20 protein-coding genes are annotated in these 23,873 nt (G+C 68.0%); 17 read left to right on the top strand and 3 right to left on the bottom strand.

Features of this window, described 5'->3' with window-relative positions:
- Position 1: 1 nt before the first annotated feature.
- The 14 genes from rsmH to lpxC all read left to right on the top strand — a co-directional run bounded on the left by rsmH (position 2) and on the right by lpxC (position 16,368).
- Entirely contained in the window at positions 2-970 is a 969-nt protein-coding gene (gene rsmH / locus IAE41_RS11725) for a 16S rRNA (cytosine(1402)-N(4))-methyltransferase RsmH (RefSeq protein WP_200733240.1), read from the top strand.
- Entirely contained in the window at positions 967-1,230 is a 264-nt protein-coding gene (gene ftsL / locus IAE41_RS11730) for a cell division protein FtsL (RefSeq protein ID WP_079220624.1), read from the top strand. Before rsmH ends, ftsL begins: the two co-directional genes overlap by 4 nt.
- A complete protein-coding gene (locus tag IAE41_RS11735) occupies positions 1,227-3,074 on the top strand; it encodes a penicillin-binding protein 2 (RefSeq protein WP_200733241.1) in 1,848 nt (615 codons plus the stop codon). The genes ftsL and IAE41_RS11735 overlap by 4 nt, the downstream gene beginning before the upstream one ends.
- On the top strand, positions 3,071-4,579 hold the full coding sequence (locus tag IAE41_RS11740) for a UDP-N-acetylmuramoyl-L-alanyl-D-glutamate--2,6-diaminopimelate ligase (protein WP_200733242.1): 1,509 nt from the start codon (positions 3,071-3,073) through the stop codon (positions 4,577-4,579). Before IAE41_RS11735 ends, IAE41_RS11740 begins: the two co-directional genes overlap by 4 nt.
- The gene (gene murF / locus IAE41_RS11745) at positions 4,576-5,970 is read left to right on the top strand and encodes a UDP-N-acetylmuramoyl-tripeptide--D-alanyl-D-alanine ligase (protein WP_200733243.1); all 1,395 of its coding nucleotides are present in this window, start codon (positions 4,576-4,578) and stop codon (positions 5,968-5,970) included. The genes IAE41_RS11740 and murF overlap by 4 nt, the downstream gene beginning before the upstream one ends.
- The gene (gene mraY, locus IAE41_RS11750; protein ID WP_079220628.1) at positions 5,960-7,045 is read left to right on the top strand and encodes a phospho-N-acetylmuramoyl-pentapeptide-transferase; all 1,086 of its coding nucleotides are present in this window, start codon (positions 5,960-5,962) and stop codon (positions 7,043-7,045) included. Before murF ends, mraY begins: the two co-directional genes overlap by 11 nt.
- 2 nt (positions 7,046-7,047) lie before the next feature.
- Complete coding sequence (ftsW, locus tag IAE41_RS11755; RefSeq protein WP_079220629.1) at positions 7,048-8,367, top strand: putative lipid II flippase FtsW; 1,320 nt, start codon at positions 7,048-7,050, stop codon at positions 8,365-8,367.
- Positions 8,364-9,461 carry an undecaprenyldiphospho-muramoylpentapeptide beta-N-acetylglucosaminyltransferase gene (gene murG / locus IAE41_RS11760; RefSeq protein WP_200733244.1) on the top strand — a complete coding sequence of 366 codons (1,098 nt, stop codon included), beginning with the start codon at positions 8,364-8,366 and terminating at the stop codon, positions 9,459-9,461. Before ftsW ends, murG begins: the two co-directional genes overlap by 4 nt.
- Before the next feature lie 40 nt (positions 9,462-9,501).
- The gene (gene murC / locus IAE41_RS11765; protein WP_200733245.1) at positions 9,502-10,938 is read left to right on the top strand and encodes a UDP-N-acetylmuramate--L-alanine ligase; all 1,437 of its coding nucleotides are present in this window, start codon (positions 9,502-9,504) and stop codon (positions 10,936-10,938) included.
- Positions 10,935-11,897, top strand: a complete 963-nt coding sequence (locus IAE41_RS11770) for a D-alanine--D-alanine ligase (protein WP_200733246.1) — start codon at positions 10,935-10,937, stop codon at positions 11,895-11,897. The genes murC and IAE41_RS11770 overlap by 4 nt, the downstream gene beginning before the upstream one ends.
- Complete coding sequence (locus IAE41_RS11775) at positions 11,894-12,643, top strand: cell division protein FtsQ/DivIB (protein WP_200733247.1); 750 nt, start codon at positions 11,894-11,896, stop codon at positions 12,641-12,643. Before IAE41_RS11770 ends, IAE41_RS11775 begins: the two co-directional genes overlap by 4 nt.
- Positions 12,640-13,875 (top strand): cell division protein FtsA, encoded by a 1,236-nt coding sequence (ftsA, locus tag IAE41_RS11780; RefSeq protein ID WP_079220634.1) that lies wholly within the window; start codon positions 12,640-12,642, stop codon positions 13,873-13,875. The genes IAE41_RS11775 and ftsA overlap by 4 nt, the downstream gene beginning before the upstream one ends.
- Positions 13,876-14,036: 161 nt before the next feature.
- Positions 14,037-15,272, top strand: coding sequence for a cell division protein FtsZ (gene ftsZ, locus IAE41_RS11785; protein WP_079220635.1), 1,236 nt, complete (start codon positions 14,037-14,039; stop codon positions 15,270-15,272).
- A 184-nt stretch (positions 15,273-15,456) separates the two neighbouring features.
- Positions 15,457-16,368 carry a UDP-3-O-acyl-N-acetylglucosamine deacetylase gene (gene lpxC / locus IAE41_RS11790; protein ID WP_079220636.1) on the top strand — a complete coding sequence of 304 codons (912 nt, stop codon included), beginning with the start codon at positions 15,457-15,459 and terminating at the stop codon, positions 16,366-16,368.
- A 282-nt stretch (positions 16,369-16,650) separates the two neighbouring features.
- On the opposite strand, the gene IAE41_RS11795 is transcribed toward lpxC, so the two are convergent.
- Positions 16,651-17,100 carry a DUF721 domain-containing protein gene (locus IAE41_RS11795; protein ID WP_079220637.1) on the bottom strand — a complete coding sequence of 150 codons (450 nt, stop codon included), beginning with the start codon at positions 17,098-17,100 and terminating at the stop codon, positions 16,651-16,653.
- A 12-nt stretch (positions 17,101-17,112) separates the two neighbouring features.
- Between IAE41_RS11795 and IAE41_RS11800 the strand changes: the two genes are divergently transcribed.
- The 3 genes from IAE41_RS11800 to IAE41_RS11810 all read left to right on the top strand — a co-directional run bounded on the left by IAE41_RS11800 (position 17,113) and on the right by IAE41_RS11810 (position 22,122).
- Positions 17,113-18,066 (top strand): M23 family metallopeptidase, encoded by a 954-nt coding sequence (locus tag IAE41_RS11800; RefSeq protein WP_200733248.1) that lies wholly within the window; start codon positions 17,113-17,115, stop codon positions 18,064-18,066.
- Between the two features lie 256 nt (positions 18,067-18,322).
- On the top strand, positions 18,323-21,055 hold the full coding sequence (gene secA, locus IAE41_RS11805; RefSeq protein WP_079220639.1) for a preprotein translocase subunit SecA: 2,733 nt from the start codon (positions 18,323-18,325) through the stop codon (positions 21,053-21,055).
- A 110-nt stretch (positions 21,056-21,165) separates the two neighbouring features.
- Positions 21,166-22,122: a Nudix family hydrolase gene (locus tag IAE41_RS11810; RefSeq protein ID WP_200733249.1), complete on the top strand. Its 957-nt coding sequence runs from the start codon at positions 21,166-21,168 to the stop codon at positions 22,120-22,122.
- A gap of 134 nt (positions 22,123-22,256) precedes the next feature.
- On the opposite strand, the gene IAE41_RS11815 is transcribed toward IAE41_RS11810, so the two are convergent.
- Positions 22,257-22,838 (bottom strand): DUF4124 domain-containing protein, encoded by a 582-nt coding sequence (locus tag IAE41_RS11815; RefSeq protein ID WP_200733250.1) that lies wholly within the window; start codon positions 22,836-22,838, stop codon positions 22,257-22,259.
- Positions 22,839-22,878: 40 nt separating this feature from the next.
- The gene (gene metF, locus IAE41_RS11820; RefSeq protein WP_200733251.1) at positions 22,879-23,706 is read right to left on the bottom strand and encodes a methylenetetrahydrofolate reductase [NAD(P)H]; all 828 of its coding nucleotides are present in this window, start codon (positions 23,704-23,706) and stop codon (positions 22,879-22,881) included.
- Positions 23,707-23,873: the final 167 nt, after the last annotated feature.

Below are 23,873 nucleotides of genomic sequence, written 5' to 3' on the forward strand. Positions count from 1 at the left end.
GATGCGCCCAGAAGCGCAGACCGGTCACCTTCCGGTGTCGCAGTCGCCGGCGGTGCACCTGCCGGTCCTGTACACCCAGGTCATTGACGGCCTGAGGGTGATCGAAAACGGACGTTATCTGGATGGCACGTTCGGTCGTGGCGGTCATGCACGTGGCGTGCTCACCCAGTTGGGCCCGGAGGGGCGCCTGCTGGTCATGGACAAGGATCCGGAAGCCATCGCCGTAGCCGAGCGCGATTTCGCGCCGGACCCGCGCGTGTCCATTTTCCGCGGCAGCTTCGCCCAGCTGCTGCAGTGGGATGCGACGGCCGAGGGCCTGGATGGCGTGCTGTTCGACCTCGGCGTGTCCTCGCCGCAGCTGGACGTGGCCGAGCGGGGTTTCAGCTTCGGCAAGGACGGCCCGCTGGACATGCGCATGGACCCGGACAGCGGCGAAAGCGCGGCGCAGTGGATCAACCGCGTCGAAGACCGCGAGATTGCCGATGTGCTGTGGACCTACGGCGAAGAGCGGCAGAGCCGCCGCATCGCCCGTGCCATCGTCGCCCGCCGCGAGAAGCAGCCGTTCACCCGCACCGCCGAACTGGCCGAGCTGATCGCTTCGGTGATGCCGCGTGGCAAGGACAAGATCCACCCGGCCACGCGCAGCTTCCAGGCCATCCGCATCCACATCAACCGCGAGCTGGCCGATCTGGAAGCCGGTCTCGATGCGGCCGTGGTGCGGCTCAAGCCCGGTGGCCGCCTGGCGGTGATCAGCTTCCACTCGCTGGAAGACCGCATCGTCAAGCAGTACATGAACCGCCTGGCCAAGGCGCCGCCGGCCAACCGCCGCCTGCCCGAGGCCGTGGCGTTCGTGCCGACCCTGGACCTGATCGGCGGTGCCATCAAGGCCACCGATGAAGAACTGGCCGCCAACCCGCGTGCCCGCAGCGCCGTGCTGCGCGTGGCACAGAAGCGGGAGGCCGATGCATGAGCCGGCTGCTGCTGATCATCCTGTTGGCCTGCACCGTGGCCTCGGCGATCGGCGTCGTGTTCGTGCGTCACCGTCATCGGCAGACGTTCATCGAGCTGTCGCGTGCCGAGCGCACGCGTGATGACATCAACCTGGAATTCGGCCGCCTGCAGCTGGAACAGGCCACCCTGGCTGAAGCCAACCGCGTCGACCGGGTGGCCCGCGAGAAGCTGGGCATGAAGTTCCCCGAAGCCGCCGACGTGGTGGTGGTGCGCCCATGAGCAAGACCGGCCGCAACCGCCCGCGCAACGCCTTCAACCTGCGCCAGCGCCTGCGCTGGGTCGCGCTGGCGCTCGGCCTGTGCTCGGTGTCGCTGGTCGGTCGCGCGGCGTACGTGCAGATCATCAACAGCGATTTCTACCAGCGCCAGGGCGAGGCGCGCTACCTGCGCGAACTGCCGATCAAGACCTCGCGCGGCATGATCACCGACCGCAACGGCGAGCCGCTGGCGGTGTCCACCCCGGTCGCTTCGATCTGGGTGAACCCGCAGGACCTGCTGCGCGCGCCGGACCGCATCCCCGAACTGGCCCAGGCCGTGGGCATGTCGGTGGACGAGCTGAGCAGCCGCCTGTCGCAGAAGTCGGACAAGGAATTCATGTACCTGCGCCGCCGGATCAATCCGGACGAGGCAGAGAAGGTGGTCGCGCTGAAGATTCCGGGCGTGGCCGCGCAGCGCGAGTTCCGCCGCTTCTACCCGCAGGGTGAGGCGATGGCGCACGTTCTGGGCTTCACCAACATCGATGACCGCGGCCAGGAAGGGCTGGAACTGGCCTTTGACGAATGGCTGCGCGGCAAGGCCGGCGCCAAGCGGGTGATCCGCAACCGCAAGGGCGAGACGGTGGAGAGCGACCTGCTGCGCGCCGCCGAGCCGGGCAAGGACCTGACCCTCAGCATCGACCGCCGCATCCAGTACCTGGCCTTCAAGGAACTGCGCAGTGCGCTGGTGGCCAACAAGGCTGCCGGTGGCTCGATGGTGATCATGGACGTGGCCACGGGCGAAATCCTGGCCATGGTCAACCTGCCGACCTACAACCCGAATTCGCTGAACGGTGCCGTGCCCGATACGCGCCGCAACCGCGCCGTGACCGACCTGGTCGAGCCGGGTTCGACGATGAAGCCGCTGACCATCGCCACCGCGCTGCAGTCCGGTGCGGTGACCAAGGACACCATCATCGACACGAACCCGGGCTACATGCAGGTGGCCCGCTTCACCATCCGTGACGTGCCGCGCAACAACGGCGTGCTCAACGTGACCGGCGTGATCACCCGCAGCTCGAACATCGGCGCGGCCAAGATCGCGGCGAAGATGACCGACCAGACCTTCTATGACGGCGTGCGCCGCTTCGGTTACGGCTCGGTGCCGCACAGCGGTTTTCCCGGTGAATCCGGTGGCGTGGTGCGCCGCCCGGGCAACTGGGATGGCGCCACCAAGACCACCATGTCCTACGGCTATGGCCTGAACGTGACGCCGCTGCAGATCGCTACCGCCTACTCGGCGCTGGCCAACGGCGGCAAGCTGATCGCCCCGACCTTCGTGAAGGGCCAGCGCAACGAAGGCAAGCAGATCATCGACGAGAACGTGGCCAAGGAAGTCGTGGCCATGATGGAAACGGTGGTGACCCAGGGCGGTGCCAAGCAGGCGGCCGTGCTCGGCTACCACGTGGCCGGCAAGACCGGCACCGCGCGCAAGGCCGGCCCGGGGGGCTACGAGCGTGGCCACTACAACTCGCTGTTCGCCGGCGTGGTGCCGGCCACCAACCCGCGCTTCGCCACGGTCATCGTCATCAACGACCCGCAGGGCGGCAAGTTCTACGGCGGCCTTGTCTCGGCGCCGGTGTACCACAACGTGATGGAGGGCACCCTGCGCCTGATGGACGTCCCGCTGGACGACCTCCAGTCGTGGCTGGCCGCCCAGCAGTCGGGAAAGATGGGTCATTCGGCCTCCATCCTGCCGGCGCCGCCGGCCGAGGCCGCGCTGCCGGCCGATGCCGCCGCCGAATTCGACGCCGCGCTGCCCAGCGCGCAGAACCATGTGCCGGCCCCGCCCGCGGGAGGCACGCAATGAGTCCTTCGATGTTGCTTTCGCAGTTGCTTCCGGACGTTGCCCTGGCGGGCAACGATCCCGTCCTGACCGGCCTGGTGCTGGACAGCCGTGCCGTGCGCCCCGGCAATGCCTTCGTCGCCATCGCCGGTTTCGGCGCGCATGGCCTGGGCTTTGTCGAACAGGCGCGTGCGGCCGGTGCCAGCGCCATCCTGTTCGAGCCGCCGGCCCCGGCCGAGCTGCCGGCGCCGGCCGATGCCATCGCCGTGCCGGGCCTGCGCGTGCGCCTCGGCGCGATGGCCGACCAGTTCCATGGCGCGCCCTCGCGCGCGATGACGATGGTGGGCGTGACCGGCACCAACGGCAAAACCTCCACCGTGCAGCTGCTGGCCCAGGCCTGGCACCTGCTCGGAACGCCCAGTGGCAGTATCGGCACGTTGGGTGCCGGACTTTATGGTTCGATCGAGCCGACCGGCTTCACCACCCCGCTGGTGCTGCAGATGCATGCGCTGCTGGCGCAGCTGCGCAACGACGGTGCGCGCGCGGTGGCGATGGAAGTCAGCTCGCACGCGCTGGACCAGGGCCGCGTGGATGCCGTGCACTACGACGTGGCGGTGTTCACCAACCTCACCCGCGACCACCTGGACTACCACGGTGACATGGCCAGCTACGGCGCGGCCAAGGCGCGCCTGTTCCACCGACCGGGCCTGAAGGCGGCGGTGGTGAACCTGGACGATGCCTTCGGTCGCCAGCTGTTTGCCGGCCTGCCGGCCAGCGTGCAGGCCATCGGCCTGAGCTCGCGCGGTGCGGCCGATGCCCGCGTGCGTGCGGAGAACCTGCAGCTGGACGGTCGCGGCATCGGCTTCGAGCTGGTCATCGATGGCGCGCGCGCTGCCGTGCAGTCGCCGCTGCTGGGCCGCTTCAACGTGGATAACCTGCTGGCGGTGGCCGGCAGCCTGCATGCACTGGGCGAACCGGTCGAGCGCATCGCCGAAGTGCTGTCGGCACTGCAGCCGATCCGTGGCCGCATGAACCGCCTGGGCGGCGAAGATGGCCTGCCGACCGTGGTGGTCGACTACGCCCACACCCCCGACGCGCTGGAACAGGCACTGGACAGCCTGCACGGCCACCTGCAGGGCACGCTGTACTGCGTGTTCGGCTGCGGTGGCGAGCGCGATACCGGCAAGCGCCCGCAGATGGCCGCCATCGCCGAGCGCCTGGCCAACCAGGTCATCGTTACCGACGACAACCCGCGTGGCGAGGATGGCGATGTGATCGTCGCCGACATCCTCGCGGGCTTCACCGATGCCTCGGCCGTGACCGTGCAGCGCAGCCGCGCGCGTGCGATCGGCCTGGCGGTGAAGCGTGCTGGCGCGGGCGACATCATCCTGATCGCCGGCAAGGGCCACGAGCCCTACCAGGAAGTCAACGGCGTGCGCCACGACTTCGACGACACCGAAGTGTCGGCTGCCGCGCTGGCCGCGAAAGCCGGTGTGATCGCAGCGCAGGCAGGGGAGGGCATCGCATGAAGCGCACCCTGCTTTCGCTGATCGCGCACTGGGCCGGTGGCGAGATCCACGGCGACGACGTGGCCATCGATGCGGTCAGCAATGACACCCGCAGCCTGGGCGCGGGCACCCTGTACGTGGCCCTGCGCGGCGAGCGTTTCGACGGCCATGATTTCGCCGCCGATGCGCAGGCGCGTGGTGCCAGCGCGCTGCTGGTCGAGCGCCTGCTGCCGCTGGACGTGCCGCAGGTGCTGGTGGCCGACAGCGAACTGGCTCTGGCGAAGATTGCCGCCGGCATGCAGCGCGACCGCGACACCGAGGTGTTCGCGATCACCGGCAGCAACGGCAAGACCAGCGTGAAGAGCCTGCTGCTGGCGATCCTGCAGCAGGTGGCCGCGCATGCGCACAAGGTGGTCTACGCCAACCCGGGCAACCGCAACAACGAGATCGGCCTGCCGCTGGCGGTGATCGATGCACCGGAAGATGCCGACTACGCCGTCTACGAGATGGGTGCCGGCAAGCCGGGCGACATCGCCTACCTGACCGACATCGCCCGCCCGCGCTATGCGCTGGTCAACAACATCGCCCCGGCCCATCTGGAACGCATGGGCAGCCTGCTCGGCGTGGCGATGACCAAGGGCGCGATCTACGCCGCGCTGCCGGCCGATGGCGTGGCCGTCATCAATGTCGATGATGCCTACGGCCGCTGGTTCGAACAGCATTTCGTCGGCACCCCGGCGCGCTGCAAAGTGCTGCGCTACGGCCTGGACCACAGTGCCGACGTCACCGCGCGCGACATCCGCGGCGGTGCGCAGGGCAGCCAGTTCACCCTGGTGACTCCGATGGGCGAGGCCCGCGTGGCGCTCGGCCTGCCGGGCCGGCACAACGTCAGCAATGCGCTGGCCGCAGCCAGCCTGGCCCTGGCCGCCGGCATCGACCTGGCCCTGGTGGCCTCGGGCCTGGCCGCCGCGCAGCCAGTGCCTGGCCGCCAGATCGCCCATCAGCTGCACAACGGTGCGGTGCTGGTGGACGACAGCTACAACGCCAACCCCGGTTCGCTGGCCGCCGCCATCGATGCCCTGGCCGCCGCCCCGGAAGAGGGCTGGCTGGTGCTGGGCGACATGCGCGAGCTGGGCCCGGATGCCGAAGCCCTGCACGCGCAGGCCGGCCTGCGTGCGCGCGCCGCCGGTCTCAAGCGCCTGTACGCACTGGGCCCGCTCAGCGCCGCCGCCGCCACCGCCTTCGGCGAAGGCGGCCGTCATTTCCCCACCCATGACGCGCTGTCGCAGGCGCTGAAGGACGAGCTGCACGCTGGCGTGCGCTGCCTGGTCAAGGGTTCCCGTGGCAGCGCCATGGACACGATTGTCAAAGCGCTGCTGGCGCAAGGAGAGGATTCCCCGCATGTTGTATGAACTGGCTCGATGGTTGCAGCAGTTGGAGAGCCTGTTCGGGCTGTTCAACTACCAGACGTTCCGCGCCATCCTTGCCGCGCTGACGGCCCTGTTCCTGTCGCTGTGGCTCGGCCCGGCGGTGATCCGCCGGCTTGCCCAGTTCAAGGGCGGCCAGCCGATCCGTACCGACGGCCCGCAGACCCACTTCGTCAAGGCCGGCACGCCCACCATGGGCGGTTCGCTGATCCTGCTCACCGTCACCCTGTCGGTGCTGATGTGGGCCGACCTGCGCAACCGCTACGTGTGGCTGGTGCTGGCCGTCATGCTGTGCTTCGGCGCCATCGGCTGGTACGACGACTGGATCAAGATCGTGCGCCGCGACCCGAACGGCCTGGCCTCGCGCTGGAAGTACCTGCTGCAGTCGATCTTCGGCCTGGCCGCGGGCATCTTCCTGCTGCAGACCGCCGACGTGCCGGCCGCGCTGACCTTCTACATCCCGATGTTCAAGTCGATCGCGCTGCCGCTGGCCGGCATCAGCTTCGTGGCCATCGCCTACTTCTGGATCGTCGGCTTCTCCAACGCGGTCAACCTGACCGACGGCCTGGATGGTCTGGCGATCATGCCCACCGTGCTGGTGGCCTGCGGCCTGGGCGTGTTCGCGTACGCCTCGGGCAACGTGGTGTTCGCCAACTACCTGCAGATCCCGCAGATTCCTGGTGCCGGTGAACTGGTCATCATCTGCGCGGCCATCGCCGGCGCGGGCCTCGGCTTCCTGTGGTTCAACACCTATCCGGCCATGGTCTTCATGGGCGACATCGGCGCACTGGCGCTGGGCGCGGTGCTGGGCACGATCGCGGTCATCACCCGCCAGGAGCTGGTGCTGGTGATCATGGGCGGCGTGTTCGTCATCGAAACCCTGTCGGTGATGATCCAGGTGGCCTCGTTCAAGCTGACCGGCAAGCGCGTGTTCCGCATGGCGCCGATCCACCACCACTTCGAGCTGAAGGGCTGGCCGGAGCCGCGCGTGATCGTGCGCTTCTGGATCATCTCGGTCGTGCTCGTGCTGATCGGCCTTGCCACCCTGAAGGTGCGCTGAGAATGAACGACCTGTCCCGCCAGGCAACACGCCTCGAAGCCATCGAAGGCAGCTACGACAAGTGGCTGCTGGGCGCGATCATCGCGCTCACGGGCATTGGCGTGGTCATGGTGGCGTCCAGCTCGATCGCGCTGATGAGCAGCCCGTTCTACTACCTCAACCGCCACCTGATCTTCCTGGCGGTGGGCATCGTGCTGGCGGTCGTGGCCGCCCGCACCGAGCTGAAGTCGATCGAGCAGTACAACCAGCTGCTGCTGCTGGGCTGCTTCGTGCTGCTGCTGGCGGTGTTCACGCCGGGCCTGGGCAGCACCGTCAACGGCGCGCGCCGCTGGATCAACCTGGGCATCTCCAAGTTCCAGACGGTCGAAGCGGTGAAGGTCCTCTACATCGTCTGGCTGTCCAGCTACCTGGTGCGCTTCCGCGACGAGGTCAATGCGACCTGGCCGGCGATGCTCAAGCCGCTGGGCGTGGCCGGTGCGCTGGTGGTGCTGCTGCTGCTGCAGCCGGACTTCGGTTCGTCCACCCTGCTGCTGGCGATCACCGCCGGCATGCTGGTGCTGGGTGGCGTCAACATGCCGCGCATGTCGATGCCGGTGATCATCGGCCTGGTCGGCATGAGCGCGCTGGCGATCATCGAGCCGTACCGCATGCGCCGCATCACCTCCTTCCTGGACCCGTGGGCCGACCAGCAGGGCGACGGCTACCAGCTGTCCAACGCGCTGATGGCCGTGGGCCGTGGCGAGTGGACCGGCGTGGGCCTGGGCAACTCGGTGCAGAAGCTGTACTACCTGCCCGAGGCGCATACCGACTTCATCTTCTCGGTCACCGCCGAGGAATTCGGCTTCCTGGGCACCTGCGTGATCGTGGCCCTGTACGCGCTGCTGGTCGGCCGCACCTTCTGGCTGGGCATGCGCTGCGTGGAAATGAAGCGCCACTTCTCCGGCTACATCGCCTTCGGCATCGGCCTGTGGATCAGCATGCAGACCTTCGTCTCGATCGGCGTGAACCTGGGCATCCTGCCGACCAAGGGCCTGACCCTGCCGCTGATCTCGTCGGGCGGTTCGTCGGTGCTGATGACCTGCGTGGCGATGGGCCTGCTGCTGCGCGTGTCCTATGAACTGAAGCGCGCCGAGCGCCGCCAGGCCGTGCGCATCGGTGGTGGCGAAGACGCCGTGGCCGCGCCCGTGCCGGAGCCGGCCGCGCCGGCCGCCGCCAGTGCGCCGATGGGCGCCGAACCGGTGGCTGCCGCTGCACCGGCCGCCGCACGTGGCACCAGCCGTCTGCAGTCGCGCATCGAACCGACCTTCGGGAGGCTGTCATGAGCACCGCCTCCAACGCGACCACCCAGGCCCGCCCGGTGATGATCCTGGCCGGCGGTACCGGTGGCCACATTTTCCCCGGTCTGGCCGTGGCCCGCGTGCTGCGCCAGCGCGGCGTGCCGGTCACCTGGATGGGGGCCGACGGTGCGATGGAAACCCGCCTGGTGCCGCAGCACGACATTCCGATCGACACGCTGGCCATCACCGGCCTGCGCGGCAAGGGCAAGCTGGCCCTGCTGGGCGCGCCGTGGCGGCTGATGCGCGCCCTGCGCGCGGCCGGCATGATCATCCGCAAGCGCCAGCCGCGTGCCGTGGTCGCCTTCGGTGGTTTCGCCTCCGGCCCCGGCGGCATGGCCACGCGCCTGCATGGCCTGCCGTTGCTGGTGCACGAACAGAACCGTGCGCCGGGCATGACCAACCGCATCCTGGCCCGCTACGCGCGCCGCCTGCTGACCGGTTTCCCGGGCACCTTCGCCAAGGGCGAGGAGTTCGTGGGCAACCCGGTGCGCGCGGAGATCGCCGCCATCGCGCCGCCGGAACAGCGCTTCGCCGATCGCCAGGGCCCGCTGCGGCTGCTGGTGGTGGGCGGCAGCCAAGGCGCGCGCGCACTCAACACCGGCGTGCCGCAGGCCATTGCTGCACTGGGCAGTGCCGTGCCGGTGCAGGTGCGCCACCAGAGCGGCGAGAAGCTGCATGCCGAAGCGGTCGAGGCGTATGCCAAGGCCGGCGTGCAGGCTGAAATCACCCCGTTCATCGCCGACATGGCCGAGGCGTTCGCCTGGGCCGACCTGGTGGTGTGCCGTGCCGGTGCGTCGACCCTGGCCGAGCTGTGCGCGGTCGGTGTCGGCAGCGTGCTGGTGCCATTCCCCGCTGCCGTTGACGATCACCAGACCCGCAATGCGGAGTATCTGGTCGAGCGCGGCGCGGCGGTTTTGCTGAAGCAGGATGGAACGCTGGCCGACGGCATTGCCGCACTGCTGCGCGAACTGTCCGAAAATCCCGCCCGCCGCATGCAGATGGCGCAAGCCGCGCGTGCGCTGGCCAAGGTCGATGCCGCCGAGCGCATCGCCGATATCATTCTCGAGGAAGCTGTATGAAGAAGGCCCGCCACTGCGCCTGCCACGCGCGAGGCCGCGCATGATCCGCCGCCTGCACGACACCAATGACCTGGTGCGCGCGTTCCCGCGCGTGCATTTCGTCGGCATCGGCGGTACCGGCATGAGCGGCATCGCCGAAGTGATGCTGACGCTGGGCTATGAAGTGTCCGGTTCGGACAACGCCGACAACGCGGCCACCCGCCGCCTGGCCGGCCTCGGCGCGCGCATCATGCGCGGCCACTCGGCGGCCAACGTGCTGGGCACCGACTGCGTGGTGGTGTCCAGCGCCATCCGCGAAGACAACCCGGAACTGATGGAAGCGCGCAGCCAGCGCATTCCGATCATGCCGCGTGCGGCGATGCTGGCCGAGCTGATGCGCTTCCGCCGCGGCATCGCCGTGGCCGGCACGCACGGCAAGACCACCACCACCAGCCTGACCGCTGCGGTGCTGAGCGAAGGTGGCCTGGACCCGACGTTCGTGATCGGTGGCCAGCTGCTGGCCGCCGGTGCCAACGCCAAGCTCGGTGGTGGCCAGTGGCTGGTGGCCGAGGCCGACGAAAGCGACGGCAGCTTCCTGCGCCTGAACCCGCTGATGTCGATCATCACGAACATCGATGCCGACCACCTGGAAAACTACGGCAACGATTTCGCCCGCGTGCAGGCGGCGTTCGCCGAGTTCCTGCAGCGCCTGCCGTTCTACGGCCTGGCCGTGCTGTGCATCGACGACCCGGAAGTGGCCGCACTGGCGGCCAAGACCCCGCGCCACGTGATGAGCTACGGCATGAGCCCGCAGGCCGACGTGCGCGCCGAGAACGTGGTGCAGGAAGGCTCGCGCATGCGCTTCACCCTGCGCCTGCCGCAGGGCACCAGCCAGGAAGTGGTGCTGGCCCTGCCGGGCAAGCACAACGTGCTGAACGCGCTGGCCGCCGCTGCGGTCGGCTGGCAGCTGGGCGTGGCCCCGGACGCGATCGCGCGTGCACTGGAAAGCTTCGCCGGCGTCGGCCGCCGCTTCAACGACCTGGGCGAAGTGACCACCGCCAGCGGCGCCAAGGTCCGCATCATCGACGACTACGGCCACCACCCCAGCGAGCTGGAAGCGGTGTTTGCCGCCGCGCGCGGTGGCTGGACCGACAAGCGCCTGGTGGTGGCGTTCCAGCCGCACCGCTACAGCCGTACCCGCGACCAGTTCGACAAGTTTGCCGCCGTGCTGTCCAGCGTCGATGCGCTGGTGCTGAGCGAGGTCTACCCGGCCGGCGAAGAGCCGATTGCCGGTGCCGATTCGCACGCCCTGGCCCGCGCCATCCGTGCGCGTGGCCGCAGCGAGCCGGTGGTGGTGGGCAAGGCCGCCGAGCTGGCCAGCGTGCTGCCGGACGTGCTGCAGGACGGTGACCTGCTGCTGATGATGGGCGCGGGCGACATCGGCGCCGTCGCCAGCCACATCGCCGTGGAAGGCTTCAAGGCGGAGGGCCAGGCGTGAGCGCACTGACCTTCCCGCCGCTGCGCGCCACCAACCCGGCCGTGTTCGGCCGCGTCGCGGTGCTGCTGGGCGGCAGTTCCAGCGAACGCGAGGTGTCGCTGGATTCGGGCCGCAACGTACTGGAAGCGCTGCAGTCGCGCGGCGTCGATGCGGTTGCCGTGGACGGCATCCCGGCGCTGGCCACGGCGCTGGCCACCGGCGGCATCGACCGCGTGTTCAACATCCTGCACGGCCACAACGGTGGTGGTGAGGACGGCATCGTGCAGGGCCTGATGGACGCCTTCGGCGTGCCGTACACCGGTTCTGACGTGCTGGGTTCGGCGCTGAGCATGGACAAGATCCGCACCAAGCAGGTGTGGCTGTCGCTGGGCCTGCCGACCCCGCAGTATCGCAAGGTGACCGCGGAGAACGTGCATGCCAATGCGGCCGAACTCGGCCTGCCGGTGGTGGTCAAGCCGGCCAACGAGGGTTCCAGCGTGGGCATCAGCCGGGTGACCGACGAGGCAGGCCTGGACGAAGCGGTGGCCCTGGCCGCGCGCTACGACGGCCAACTGTTGATGGAACAGATGGTGGTGGGTGACGAACTGACCGTGGCCATCCTTGGTGACGTCGCGCTGCCGTCGATCCGCATCGTGCCCAAGGGCCAGTGGTACGACTACAACGCCAAGTACATCGCCGAGGACACCCAGTACCTGTGCCCGGGCCTGGACGGCGCTGACGAAGAAGAAATCCGCCGCATCGCCCTGGCCGCGTTCCGCGCCGCCGGCTGCCGTGGCTGGGGCCGCGTGGACGTGATGCGTGACCGCACCAGCGGCCGTTTCTTCCTGCTGGAAGTGAACACCGCGCCGGGCATGACGAGCCATTCGCTGGTGCCCAAGGCCGCGGCACAGGCCGGCATCGGTTTCGAGGAACTGGTGTGGCGCGTGCTGGAACAGACCCTGGAGGCATCGCACGCATGAACGCGCTGCTGCGCATCTTCGTCTGGCTGTTGGCCCTGTCGGTGGTTGCACTGCCGGTGGTGGCCGTGGTCAATGGCTGGGTCGGCGCCGAGCGCTGGCCGCTGGCGAAGCTGCGCGTGCACGGTGAGTTCAAGCGGGTGCCGCCGGAACAGCTGCAGCAGGTGCTGCTGCCGTACGCACATGCCGGCTTCTTCGCGGTCAAGCTGCAGGACGCGCAGGACGCCCTGGAAAAGCTGCCGTGGGTGGAAAGCGCGCAGGTGCGCAAGCAGTGGCCGGACGTGCTGGAAGTGACCCTGGTCGAGCACAAGCCGTTCGCGCGCTGGGGCGAAGGCCGCCTGCTCTCCGAGCAGGGCAAGCTGTTCCCCACGCCGAAGAAGCTGGCCGACCTGCAGCTGCCCGAGCTGGATGGCCCGGACAGCCAGACCGAAGAAGTGGTGAAGCTGTACAACGATGCGCGCGCGCTGTTCGCACCGGCCGGTGTGGACGTGCGCCGCCTGACCATGGATGCGCGCGGCAGCTGGTCGCTGCTGCTGAGCAATGGCACCGAAGTGGTGGTCGGCCGTGACGATGCCCGCTCGCGCCTGCAGCGCTTCGTGCGCGTGCTGCCGCAGCTGGCTAACCAGGCTGCGCCGATCGAGCGCGCCGACCTCCGATACACCAATGGTTTCACCCTGAGCTGGGGAACGCCGGCCACGCCGGCCGGCGCACCCGCGACCCCGGCCAGACGAACGCAGGAAAGGACATGAATCGCAAGGGTGACAAATCGCTGATCGTCGGCCTGGATATCGGCACCTCCAAGGTGGTGGCGCTGGTGGGCGAGTATTCGCCGGGCAACCCGATCGAAGTGATCGGCATCGGCTCGCACGAGTCGCGCGGCCTCAAGCGCGGCGTGGTGGTGGACATCGAATCGACCGTGCAGTCGATCCAGCGTGCGGTGGAAGAAGCCGAGCTGATGGCCGGCTGCGAGATCCGCTCGGTGTACGCCTCCATTTCCGGCAACCACGTGCAGTGCAAGAACTCGCCCGGCATCGTGCCGATCCGCGACGGCGAAGTGACCTGGGGTGACCTGGATCGCGTGCTGGATGCGGCCAAGGCGGTGGCGATCCCGGCTGACCAGAAGATCCTGCATGCGATCCCGCGCGAGTACGTGCTGGATGATTCGCAGGAAGGCATCCGCAACCCGGTCGGCATGACCGGCGTGCGCCTGGAAGTTCATGCCCACCTGGTGGTCTGCGCGCAGTCTGCTGCTGCCAACATCAGCAAGTGCGTGCAGCGCTGCGGCCTGCAGGTGGACGACCTGGTGCTGTCCTCGCTGGCCTCCAGCGTGGCGGTGCTGACCGCCGACGAAAAGGAACTGGGCGTGGTGCTGGTGGACATGGGCGCCGGCACTACCGACATCGCCGTGTTCGTGCAGGGCGCGATCTGCCACACCGCGTCGCTGCCGATCGCCGGCGACCACGTGACCAATGACATCGCGCACATGCTGCGCACGCCGACCCCGGAAGCCGAGCAGATCAAGGTGCGCTACGCCTGCGCCCTGGCCCAGCTGGCCACCGCCGAGGAAAGCATCCAGGTGCCGTCGGTGGGCGACCGTCCGCCGCGCCGCATGCCGCGCCATTCGCTGGCGCAGGCAGTGCAGGGCCGTTACGAAGAGATCTTCGAGATGGTGCAGGCCGAACTGCGCCGCTCCGGCTTCGAGGAACTGGTGCGCGCCGGCCTGGTACTGACGGGTGGCGCCTCGAAGATGGAAGGCGTGGTCGAACTGGCCGAGGAAATGCTGCAGATGCCGGTGCGCGTGGGCATTCCGCAGCACGTCACCGGCCTCGGCGAAGTGGTGGGCAACCCTGTGCATGCCACCGGCGTGGGCCTGCTGCTGATGGGCAGCCAGAACGAGCATCCGCGCCGGCCGTCGCTGCCGACCGGACGCGCGGGCAGCATGTTCAAGAAACTCAAGACCTGGTTCCGCGGCGAATTCTGACGCGGAGCCTGCATCACCCGGGTCCGCCCGGTTGCAATACCGGCAACACGACGCAACAACGCAACACACAACCCACACAGCCGCATCGGCAACATGACGCGAAAAGGCAGGAGGCCTGAACGCCCATGCCACCGACAAGCGGATACAACGAGGACACGGACATGGCGCATTTTGAACTGATCGAAAAGATGGCACCCAATGCGGTGATCAAGGTGGTTGGCGTGGGCGGCGGCGGCGGCAATGCCGTGGCGCACATGGTCAACTCGGCAGTGGATGGTGTGGAATTCATCACCGCCAACACCGACTCGCAGGCCATCAAGAATTGCGGTGCCAAGCTGCAGCTGCAGCTGGGTACCAACGTGACCAAGGGCCTGGGCGCAGGCGCGAACCCGGAAGTCGGCCGCCAGGCCGCGCTGGAAGACCGTGAGCGCATCATGGACGCGCTGCAGGGTGCGGACATGGTGTTCATCACCGCCGGCATGGGCGGCGGCACCGGCACCGGTGCTGCACCGGTGGTGGCACAGCTGGCCAAGGAAATGGGCATCCTGACCGTGGCCGTGGTCACCAAGCCGTTCCCGTTCGAAGGCCGTCGCCGCATGCAGGTGGCGCTGAAGGGCATCGAGGAACTGAGCCAGCACTGCGACTCGCTGATCACCATCCCGAACGAAAAGCTGATCACCGTGCTGGGCCGCAACGCCACCATGATCCAGGCCTTCCGTGCCGCCAACGACGTGCTGCAGGGCGCCGTGCAGGGCATCGCCGACCTGATCGTGCGTCCGGGCCTGATCAACGTCGACTTCGCCGACGTGCGCACCGTCATGTCCGAAATGGGCCTGGCGATGATGGGTACCGGCACCGCCCGCGGCGATGACCGCGCCCAGGCCGCCGCCGAAGCCGCCATCCAGAACCCGCTGCTGGACGACGTCAACCTGGCCGGTGCCAACGGCATCCTGGTCAACATCACCGCCGGCGCCGACTTCACCATGGCCGAGTTCGACGAGATCGGCCGCACCATCGATGGCTTCGCTTCCGAAGACGCCACCGTGGTGGTGGGTACCGTGCTCGACCCGGACATGCAGGACGAAGTGCGCGTGACCGTGGTGGCTACCGGCCTGAACCGCGTCTCGGCCAGCAAGAGCCAGCGCCCGGGCGAGCGTGCACCGATCAAGCTGGTGCGCAACGCGACCACCGGCCAGCCGGAATTCGGCGACTTCGACAACGGTGGCGACGCCGTGTCCAAGGCCGTCGGCGGCATGGGCCTGGGCCTGCGTCGTGCCAGCAGCGACAGCGTGGCCGCTTCGACCCCGTCGGCGCCGGCCTCCTCGGCCCCGGCTTCGGCTGAACTGCCCAACGATTACCTGGACATCCCGGCGTTCCTGCGCCGCCAGGCGGACTAAGCGGAGCTGCCCGGGGCTTGTCCCCCCCGGGTTGCGCCACCATGTCCTGATAATGCGGGCGCCGGGCCAGGATGGGCCCGGCCGCCTTGCTTGACGCGTGTCCCACCGGCAGCCTGCAAAGGCGTTTCAGCCGGGGTATGGGACCGTGCGTGTTAATCTAGCGTGTCACTTCCGGTCTACCCCCATGATCCAGCAACGCACCCTCAAGAACACGATCCGCGCCACCGGCGTTGGCCTGCACAGCGGTGACAAGGTCTACATGACCCTGCGCCCGGCACCGGTCAACCATGGCATCGTGTTCCGGCGCGTGGACCTGGACCCGGTGGTGGAAGTGCCGGCCAAGGCCGAACTGGTCACCGAAGTGACCCTGTGCACCGGCCTGACCTGCAACGACGCCAAGATCCAGACCGTCGAACACCTGATGTCGGCATTGGCCGGCCTGGGTGTGGACAACATCATCGTCGAACTGTCCTCGGCCGAGCTGCCGATCATGGACGGTTCGTCCGGCCCGTTCGTGTTCCTGCTGCAGTCGGCAGGCATCGTGGAACAGGACGCGCCCAAGCGTTTCATCCGCGTGCTGAAGACCGTGGAAGTGACCGAGGGCGACAAGGTGGCCCGCTTCACCCCGTATGAGGGGTACAAGCTGGGCTTCACCATCCAGTTCGACCACCCGATGATCCCGGCGAAGCAGTCGCGCCAGGAAATCGAGTTCTCGACCATGGCCTACACCAAGGAAATCTCCCGCGCGCGCACCTTCGGCTTCATGCGCGACCTGGAGTACATGCGCGAGCGCAACCTCGGCCTGGGCGGTTCGATGGACAACGCCATCGTGCTCGACGAGTTCCGCGTGCTCAACGAAGACGGCCTGCGCTACGCCGACGAATTCGTGCGCCACAAGATCCTCGATGCGATCGGCGACCTGTACCTGGCCGGTGGCCAGGTGCTGGGTGCCTACGAGGGCTTCAAGTCCGGCCACGCGCTCAACAACAAGCTGGTACGGGCGCTGATGGCCGACGCCACCGCCTGGGAGTGGGTGACCTATGAGTCGCCGACCGCCGAAGATCCGGTGGTGTACGCCGTTCCGGCCTACGCCTGATCGTTCCAGGTTGTTGAAATAAAACAGGAAAACGCCGCCTTCCAGGGCGGCGTTGTCGTTTCCGGGCGCCGCTGGCTGAATGGCGCAGCGGGTAAAGCGACTGTCGGCTCCGGATCACGGTTTTGTGAACCAGACCGTCTGGAAGCCTGAATATAACGATTATTTAACAACAATCTAACGACTCGACCACCCGGGGCGGCTAGGATGCGACCCGGCCCACGAAAATGTTTCACGCTGCGGTGACACGCGCGACGGGGATCGGAGCAGGATGCTCCGTTGTCCTCAGGACCCTTGCTTCGGTTTGACCGGGGCATCCTGCAGGGCCGCCAAGGCGTCGCGTAGCCCTTTGTGCGTGGCGGCTGAAACTGCGTGGGGGCCATTCCGGTTGTCGTGCGCTGGGGAGCGCGTGGGAGTGGGAGACGCAGTCTTGATGGTCACCTTGGTGGCCTTCAGCCCGATGGACCGGGCCGCGTCGAGCAACTGGGCTTCGGCAAGCCGCAACTTGGCATGCCAGACCGGTGATTCGACGAGAAAAATGAGGTGTTCCCCGTCCACATTGGCCAGCCGGCAACGGTTGCGCAACGCGGGCGGTAACTGGGGGCGCAACTGACGGTCCAACGCATCGAGCCACAGGGCACGACGCAGAGGGTTCCCGCTTTTGTCCGCCATCACTGCATCCAGTGCCGGTTTCGGCCTGGTCGCGGGACGAACGCTGGATTTCGGCTCAGACATGAAAACTCACTGATGGCATTCAAAAAGATCGTAATCAAAACGCGTGAAGGGCAGGCCAAATCGCCGATCGCGCGTTTGCGGTTCTATTTCGAGGACCGCCCCCGCGCCCTGCTGGGCAGCGTGCTCGGGGTAGGCTGCATTATCGGCCTTGCCGGTGGCATTGGCGCCAGCGCGCTGAACGACTCGCGCCTGCAGGCCAAGGTCGACCGCCAGGAAGCTGAACTGGCCAAGGTCCAGCGCGATGCGCAGACCCAGGTCAACGCACTGGCCGCCCGGCTGGGCGAGCTGCAGGCACAGGCCACCCGCCTGAACGCCCTCGGCGAGCGCCTGACCCAGATGGGCAAGCTGGAAGACGGCGAGTTCGACTTCAACGAGACCCCCGGCCTGGGTGACGGCGATGCCGGCGGCCCGACCGCGGACATCCCGGTCAAGGACGTCAACGCCGACTTACAGGTGCTGGAGCAGCGCTTCGCTGCTTCAGGCCGCCAGTTGTCGGTGATGGAATCGCTGATGTTCGACCACCAGCTGCAGCAGAACGCCGTGCCCTCGCGCATGCCGATCCGCAACAGCTACGTCACCTCCGGCTTCGGCACCCGTGCCGACCCGTTCGGCCGCGGTGCCGCCACCCACAAGGGCATGGACTTCCACGCCCGCGTCGGCGACCCGGTGATGTCCGTGGCCGATGGCGTGGTCAGCTTCTCCGGCGTGAAGGGCGGCTACGGCAACGTGGTCGACGTCGACCATGGCAACGGCTATGTCACCCGCTACGCGCACAATTCGCGCCTGGTGGTGAAGGTCGGTGACCTGGTCCGTGCCGGCCAGGAAGTGGCCAAGGCCGGTTCCACCGGCCGCTCCACCGGTGCCCACGTGCACTTCGAGGTGTGGGAGAACGGCAACGTGGTCAACCCGCGCAAGTTCCTCGGCGACGGCGGCAATACCCCGGTCGGCCGCATCAGCCGCGGTTGAACCCAACGCCGGGCATGGCCCGGCGCTACCGGGCCAAGGTGGTAGCGCGGGGCCACGCCCCGCGAGCGCGCAGCGCGGTCGATCCGACCCCGTTCCCGGTTCCGCAGACGCCTGCGGGGTTGAAACCCCAGCGGCCCGTCCCAAGCTACAATGGGTGTTGCCATCGACAGGGCGCCAGGCGCCCTGTTTCGTTTGCGGCGATCGGATCCCCGGGGGGGAGGCCGGGCCGCTGTGTCCATCCAACCCGGTTCCTTCAATGATCAACAGCCTGCTTACCCGCGTATTTGGCAGTCGTAACGAACGACAGCTGCGCCAGCTCAACCGCATCGTCGCCAAGATCAATGCGCTGGAGCCGGAGATCGAGAAGCTTTCCGACGAGCAGCTGCAGGCCAAGACGCCGGAGTTCAAGCAGCGCATCGCCGGGGGTGAAGCCCTGGACAAGGTGCTGCCGGAAGCGTTCGCGGTCTGCCGCGAAGCCGGCCGCCGCGTGCTGGGCATGCGCCACTACGACGTGCAGCTGATCGGCGGCATGGTGCTTCACCTGGGCAAGATCGCAGAAATGCGCACCGGTGAAGGCAAGACCCTGGTCGCGACCCTGCCGGTGTACCTGAACGCGCTGGAAGGCAAGGGCGTGCACGTGGTCACCGTCAACGACTACCTGGCCCGCCGCGATGCCGCGCAGATGGGCAAGCTGTACAACTGGCTGGGCCTGAGCGTGGGCGTGGTCTACCCGGGCATGCCGCACAGCGACAAGCGCGAGGCCTATGCCTCGGACATCACCTACGGCACCAACAACGAATTCGGTTTCGACTACCTGCGCGACAACATGGCGCTGTCCAAGGCCGACCGCTACCAGCGCGGCCTTCACTACGCCATCGTCGACGAAGTCGACTCCATCCTGATCGACGAAGCGCGTACCCCGCTGATCATCTCCGGCCCGGCCGATGATTCCCCGGAGCTGTACATCCGCGTCAACCGCGTCGTGCCGAACCTGGTCAAGCAGGAAGTGGAAGACGGCGAGGGCGACTTCTGGGTCGACGAGAAGGGCAAGCAGGTGCACCTGTCCGAAGCGGGCATGGAGCACGCCGAGCAGCTGCTGGTGGAAGCCGGCATCCTCGACGGCGAAACCGAAGGCCTGTACGCGCCGCAGAACCTGACCGTGGTCCACCACCTCAACGCCGCCCTGCGCGCGCACGCCATCTACCAGCGTGACGTGGATTACATCGTGCGCGACGGCGAAGTGGTCATCGTCGACGAATTCACCGGCCGTACCCTGGCCGGCCGCCGCTGGTCCGACGGCCTGCACCAGGCGGTGGAAGCGAAGGAAGGCGTGCCGGTCCAGCGCGAGAACCAGACGCTGGCGAGCATCACCTTCCAGAACCTGTTCCGCATGTACAAGAAGCTGTCCGGCATGACCGGTACGGCCGATACCGAAGCGTTCGAATTCCAGAGCATCTACGGCCTGGAAGTGGTGGTCATCCCGACCAACCGCCCGACCATCCGCAAGGACAGCCCGGACCAGGTGTTCCTCAACCGCAAGGGCAAGTTCAATGCGGTGCTGGCCGACATCGAAGAGTGCGCCAAGCGCGGCCAGCCGGTGCTGGTGGGTACCACCTCGATCGAAACCTCGGAAATGCTGTCCGAGCACCTGAGCAAGGCCGGCGTGAAGCACGAAGTGCTCAACGCCAAGCAGCATGACCGCGAAGCGACCATCGTTGCCAACGCCGGTCGCCCGGCCGCCGTGACCATCGCCACCAACATGGCCGGCCGCGGTACCGACATCGTGCTGGGCGGTTCGCTGGAAGCGGAAATCCACGAGCTGGGCGAGGGCGCGACCGACGAGCAGAAGGCGGCGGTCAAGGCCGAATGGCAGAAGCGCCATGACGCGGTGAAGGCCGCCGGCGGCCTGCACATCGTGGGCACCGAGCGCCACGAATCGCGCCGTATCGACAACCAGCTGCGTGGCCGTTCCGGCCGCCAGGGTGACCCGGGTTCGTCCCGCTTCTACCTGTCGCTGGAAGACAACCTGATGCGCATCTTCGCCTCCGACTGGGTGCAGAAGGCCATGCGCATGATGGGCATGAAGGAAGACGACGTCATCGAGGACCGCCTGGTCAGCCGCCAGATCGAAAAGGCGCAGCGCAAGGTCGAGGCCCACAACTTCGACATCCGCAAGAACCTGCTGGACTTCGACGACGTCAACAACGACCAGCGCAAGGTGATCTACGCCCAGCGCGACGAGCTGCTGGACGCCGAATCGGTGAAGGACAACGTCGACGGCATCCGCGACGACGTGATCTTCGACGTGGTCGCCCGCTTCGTGCCGCCGAACTCGGTGGACGAGCAGTGGGACCTGCGTGGCCTGGAAGCGACCCTGGAGTCGGACTTCGGCCTGCAGATGTCGCTGGTGGACATGGTCAAGTCGCACGAGGAACTGGACGCCGAAGGCATCGCTGCGAAGGTGCTGGAGCGCGTCAACCAGCACTTCGCCGAGAAGGAAGCCGGCGTGGGCGAGGAAACCATGCGCGCGCTGGAAAAGCACGTCATGCTGACCGTGCTCGACCAGAGCTGGAAGGAACACCTGGCCCGCATGGACTACCTGCGCCAGGGCATCTACCTGCGTGGTTACGCGCAGAAGCAGCCCAAGCAGGAGTACAAGAAGGAAGCCTTCGAGCTGTTCTCGGACATGCTGGAGAACGTCAAGCGCGAAGTGGTGACCCTGCTGGCACGCGTGCGCATCCGCAGCGACGAGGAAGTGCAGGCGCTGGAAGCCGCCGAGCGGCAGCAGGTGGAAGCCCGCCTGAGCCAGTCGCAGTTCCAGCACCAGGACGCCGGCAGCTACAGCGCCGACGAAGAAGCGGCACAGGTGGAAGCCGCCCAGCAGGGCGGGAGCCCGCTGCAGCGTGACGAGCCGAAGATCGGCCGCAACGATCCGTGCCCCTGCGGCAGTGGCAAGAAGTACAAGCACTGCCACGGCCAGCTGAGCTGACCCAGGAAGCCCCGCGAAAGCGGGGCTTCTTCGTTGTGGCCGGGGCGATGGCCGCGCCGGGCCGGCGGCCGGCATTGCGCGGCGCCCTGCCGATTCGGCATCCTGTCCCCATGCCTTCCCCGAAACGATCGATCCATGTCGTGGCCGGCGTCATCACCGACGTCCGTGGCCGCGTGCTGCTCAACCGCCGTACCGAGAACCGCGACATGGCCGGCCTGTGGGAATTCCCCGGCGGCAAGCGCGAGGCCGGCGAGAGTTCCGAACAGGCACTGGTGCGTGAGCTGCGCGAAGAGCTCGGCATCGAGGCCGAGATCGGCGAGTGGATAATGGACGTGCCGCAGCACTACCCGGACAAGCACCTGACCCTGGAGGTGCGGCACATCCGCAGCTGGAAGGGCACCCCGCGCGGGCGCGAGGGCCAGGCCATCACCTGGGTGGCGCCGGACAAGCTGGGCCGCTATTCGATGCCGCCGGCCGACCTGCCGGTGGTAGCCGCGCTGCGCCAGCCCGACCGCTACCTGATCACCCCGGCGCCGGAAGAGGGCGAGGCCGGCGTGCAGCGCTGGCAGGACCAGCTGCAGCAGGCGGTGGCCACGGGCCAGCAGCGCATCCAGCTGCGCCTGCCGGCCGCGCACCCGCAGCGGCAGGTGCTGATCGAGCAGGCCCTGCAGGCGCACCGGCAGGGCGTGCAATGGCTGCTCAACCGCGATATCGAACTGGCCCGCGCGCTGGGCATCGGCGTGCACCTGGGCAGCGAACAGCTGCTGGCCCTGCAGGAACGACCGCTGCCGGAGGGCCAGCTGGTGGCTGCCTCCTGCCATGACCTGGCGCAGCTGCAGGCAGCGCAGCGGCTGGGCTGCGATTTCGCGGTGCTCGGCCCGGTGCAGGCCACGGCCAGCCACCCCGGAGCCACCCCGCTGGGCTGGGAGGCGTTCGCCGCGTTGCGGGCGCAGGTGTCGCTGCCGATCTACGCGCTGGGCGGGCTGGATGCAGGCCAGGTCAGCCAGGCCCGTCGCCACGGCGGGCAGGGCATCGCCGCGATCCGCGGGCTGTGGCCGGGCGGGTAGCGCGGGGCTTCTGGCCCTTCGCCGGGCATGGCCCGGCGCTACCCCGCCGCAGGACGCCGGTAGATCCACGCCATGCGTGGATAGGGTCGGTCTCGCCCGCCGTCAGTAGATCCACGCCATGCGTGGATGCGGCCCTACAACGTGATCCAGAAACACCCGTACTGCCGCCGCAGCCCCAGCACCGTCGCCGCGCGCGCCGCACTGCCCGGCAGCGTCTGTTCCAGGCGCAGGCCGATGGGATGCCGTGGCGCCGTCGGCTCCGGGTCGGATCCCTGCGCAGCAGGGCTCTGACCCTCATCCGGTTGCACCTCATCAACCTGCTGCGGATACACCGGCACCACGTCCACCAGCGGCCGCCGCACCACCGATTCCAGCTGGCCGAGGATGCGCTGCGCACCGGCATCGGACACCGCGCTCCACAGGTACAGCGTGGACAGCCGGTTGACGTCCTGGGTGTTCACCGCGTCGTGCAGGGCCTGCACCAGTTCGCTCAGGCGGCGAGGGCAGCTGGCGCCCAGGCTGTCGCGCTGCAGGGTACTGCCGGCCGGTGGCGGCGGCGGGCGCCGCGACTGCGCGCCCACGCTGTCACAGGGACGGTCGGTATAGACGCTCTGGCCCTGCGCATCGGTGCAGCGGTTCAAGCGCGTGGATTGGGCGTGGGCGTCGATGCTGGCAGCGGACAACAGCACCAGCAGCAGGGACAGGACGGCTTTCATCGCCACAGGGTAGCGTTGAACGCGACAACACAGTGCGCTTTCAGCCGTTCAGCAGCTTCAGCACCGACACCGTCGGCTTGGCCAGGTTCAGCGTGTAGAAGTGCAGGCCGGGTGCGCCGCCTTCGACCAGCCGCTGGCACAACTTGGCCACGACTTCGGCACCGAACGCACGCACCGACTCACTGTCGTCGCCATAGGCCAGCATCTTGCGGCTGATCCAGCGCGGGATCTCGGCGCCGCACTGTTCGGAGAACCGCCGCAGCTGGCTGAAGTTGGCGATCGGCATGATGCCCGGGGTGATCGGCACCTGCACGCCCAGCCGCTGCACTTCATCGACGAAGTGGAAGTACGCGTCGGCGTTGTAGAAGTACTGGGTGATGGCCGCATCGGCGCCGGCATCGACCTTGGCCTTGAAGTGCTTCAGGTCGGTCAGTGCGTCCGGTGCCTGCGGATGGGTTTCCGGGTAAGCGCCCACTTCGATGCGGAAGGCATCGCCGTGTTCGGCGCGGATGAAGGCGATCAGTTCGGACGCATAGCGCATGTCGCCGGGGAAGCCCATGCCCGAGGGCAGGTCACCGCGCAGCGCGACCAGGCGCCGGCAGCCGATGGCGCGGTACAGCTTGAGCAGCTCGCGGATCTCCTGGCGGGTGCCGCCGACGCAGGACAGGTGCGGCGCAGCGTCCAGGCCGTGGTGCTGGTTGAGATGGCGCACCGTCTCGGAGGTGTAGCTGAGGGTGGAGCCGCCGGCACCGAAGGTGCAGGACACGTACTCGGGGGCATACGCCTTCAGGCGGGCGGCGGTTCGGTCCAGCTGGCCACGCTGCTCATCGGTCTTGGGCGGGTAGAACTCGAAGCTGATGGCGCTCATGGCACGGGCGGTGGCGGTGGGTGCGGTTGAGTATATCTCTCCATCAAGATGGATGTGAAGCTGCGCGACGTGAAGAACCGGTCCGCCCCGGGCGACCGTTCACCCGGGCGCACGGCCGTTGCTCCGCTACTGCAACACGCCGGCAGCCACGGCGGCCAGGCTGGCCG

It is taken from the genome of Stenotrophomonas sp. S39, assembly GCF_016624665.1.
Taxonomy (GTDB): Bacteria; Pseudomonadota; Gammaproteobacteria; order Xanthomonadales; family Xanthomonadaceae; genus Stenotrophomonas.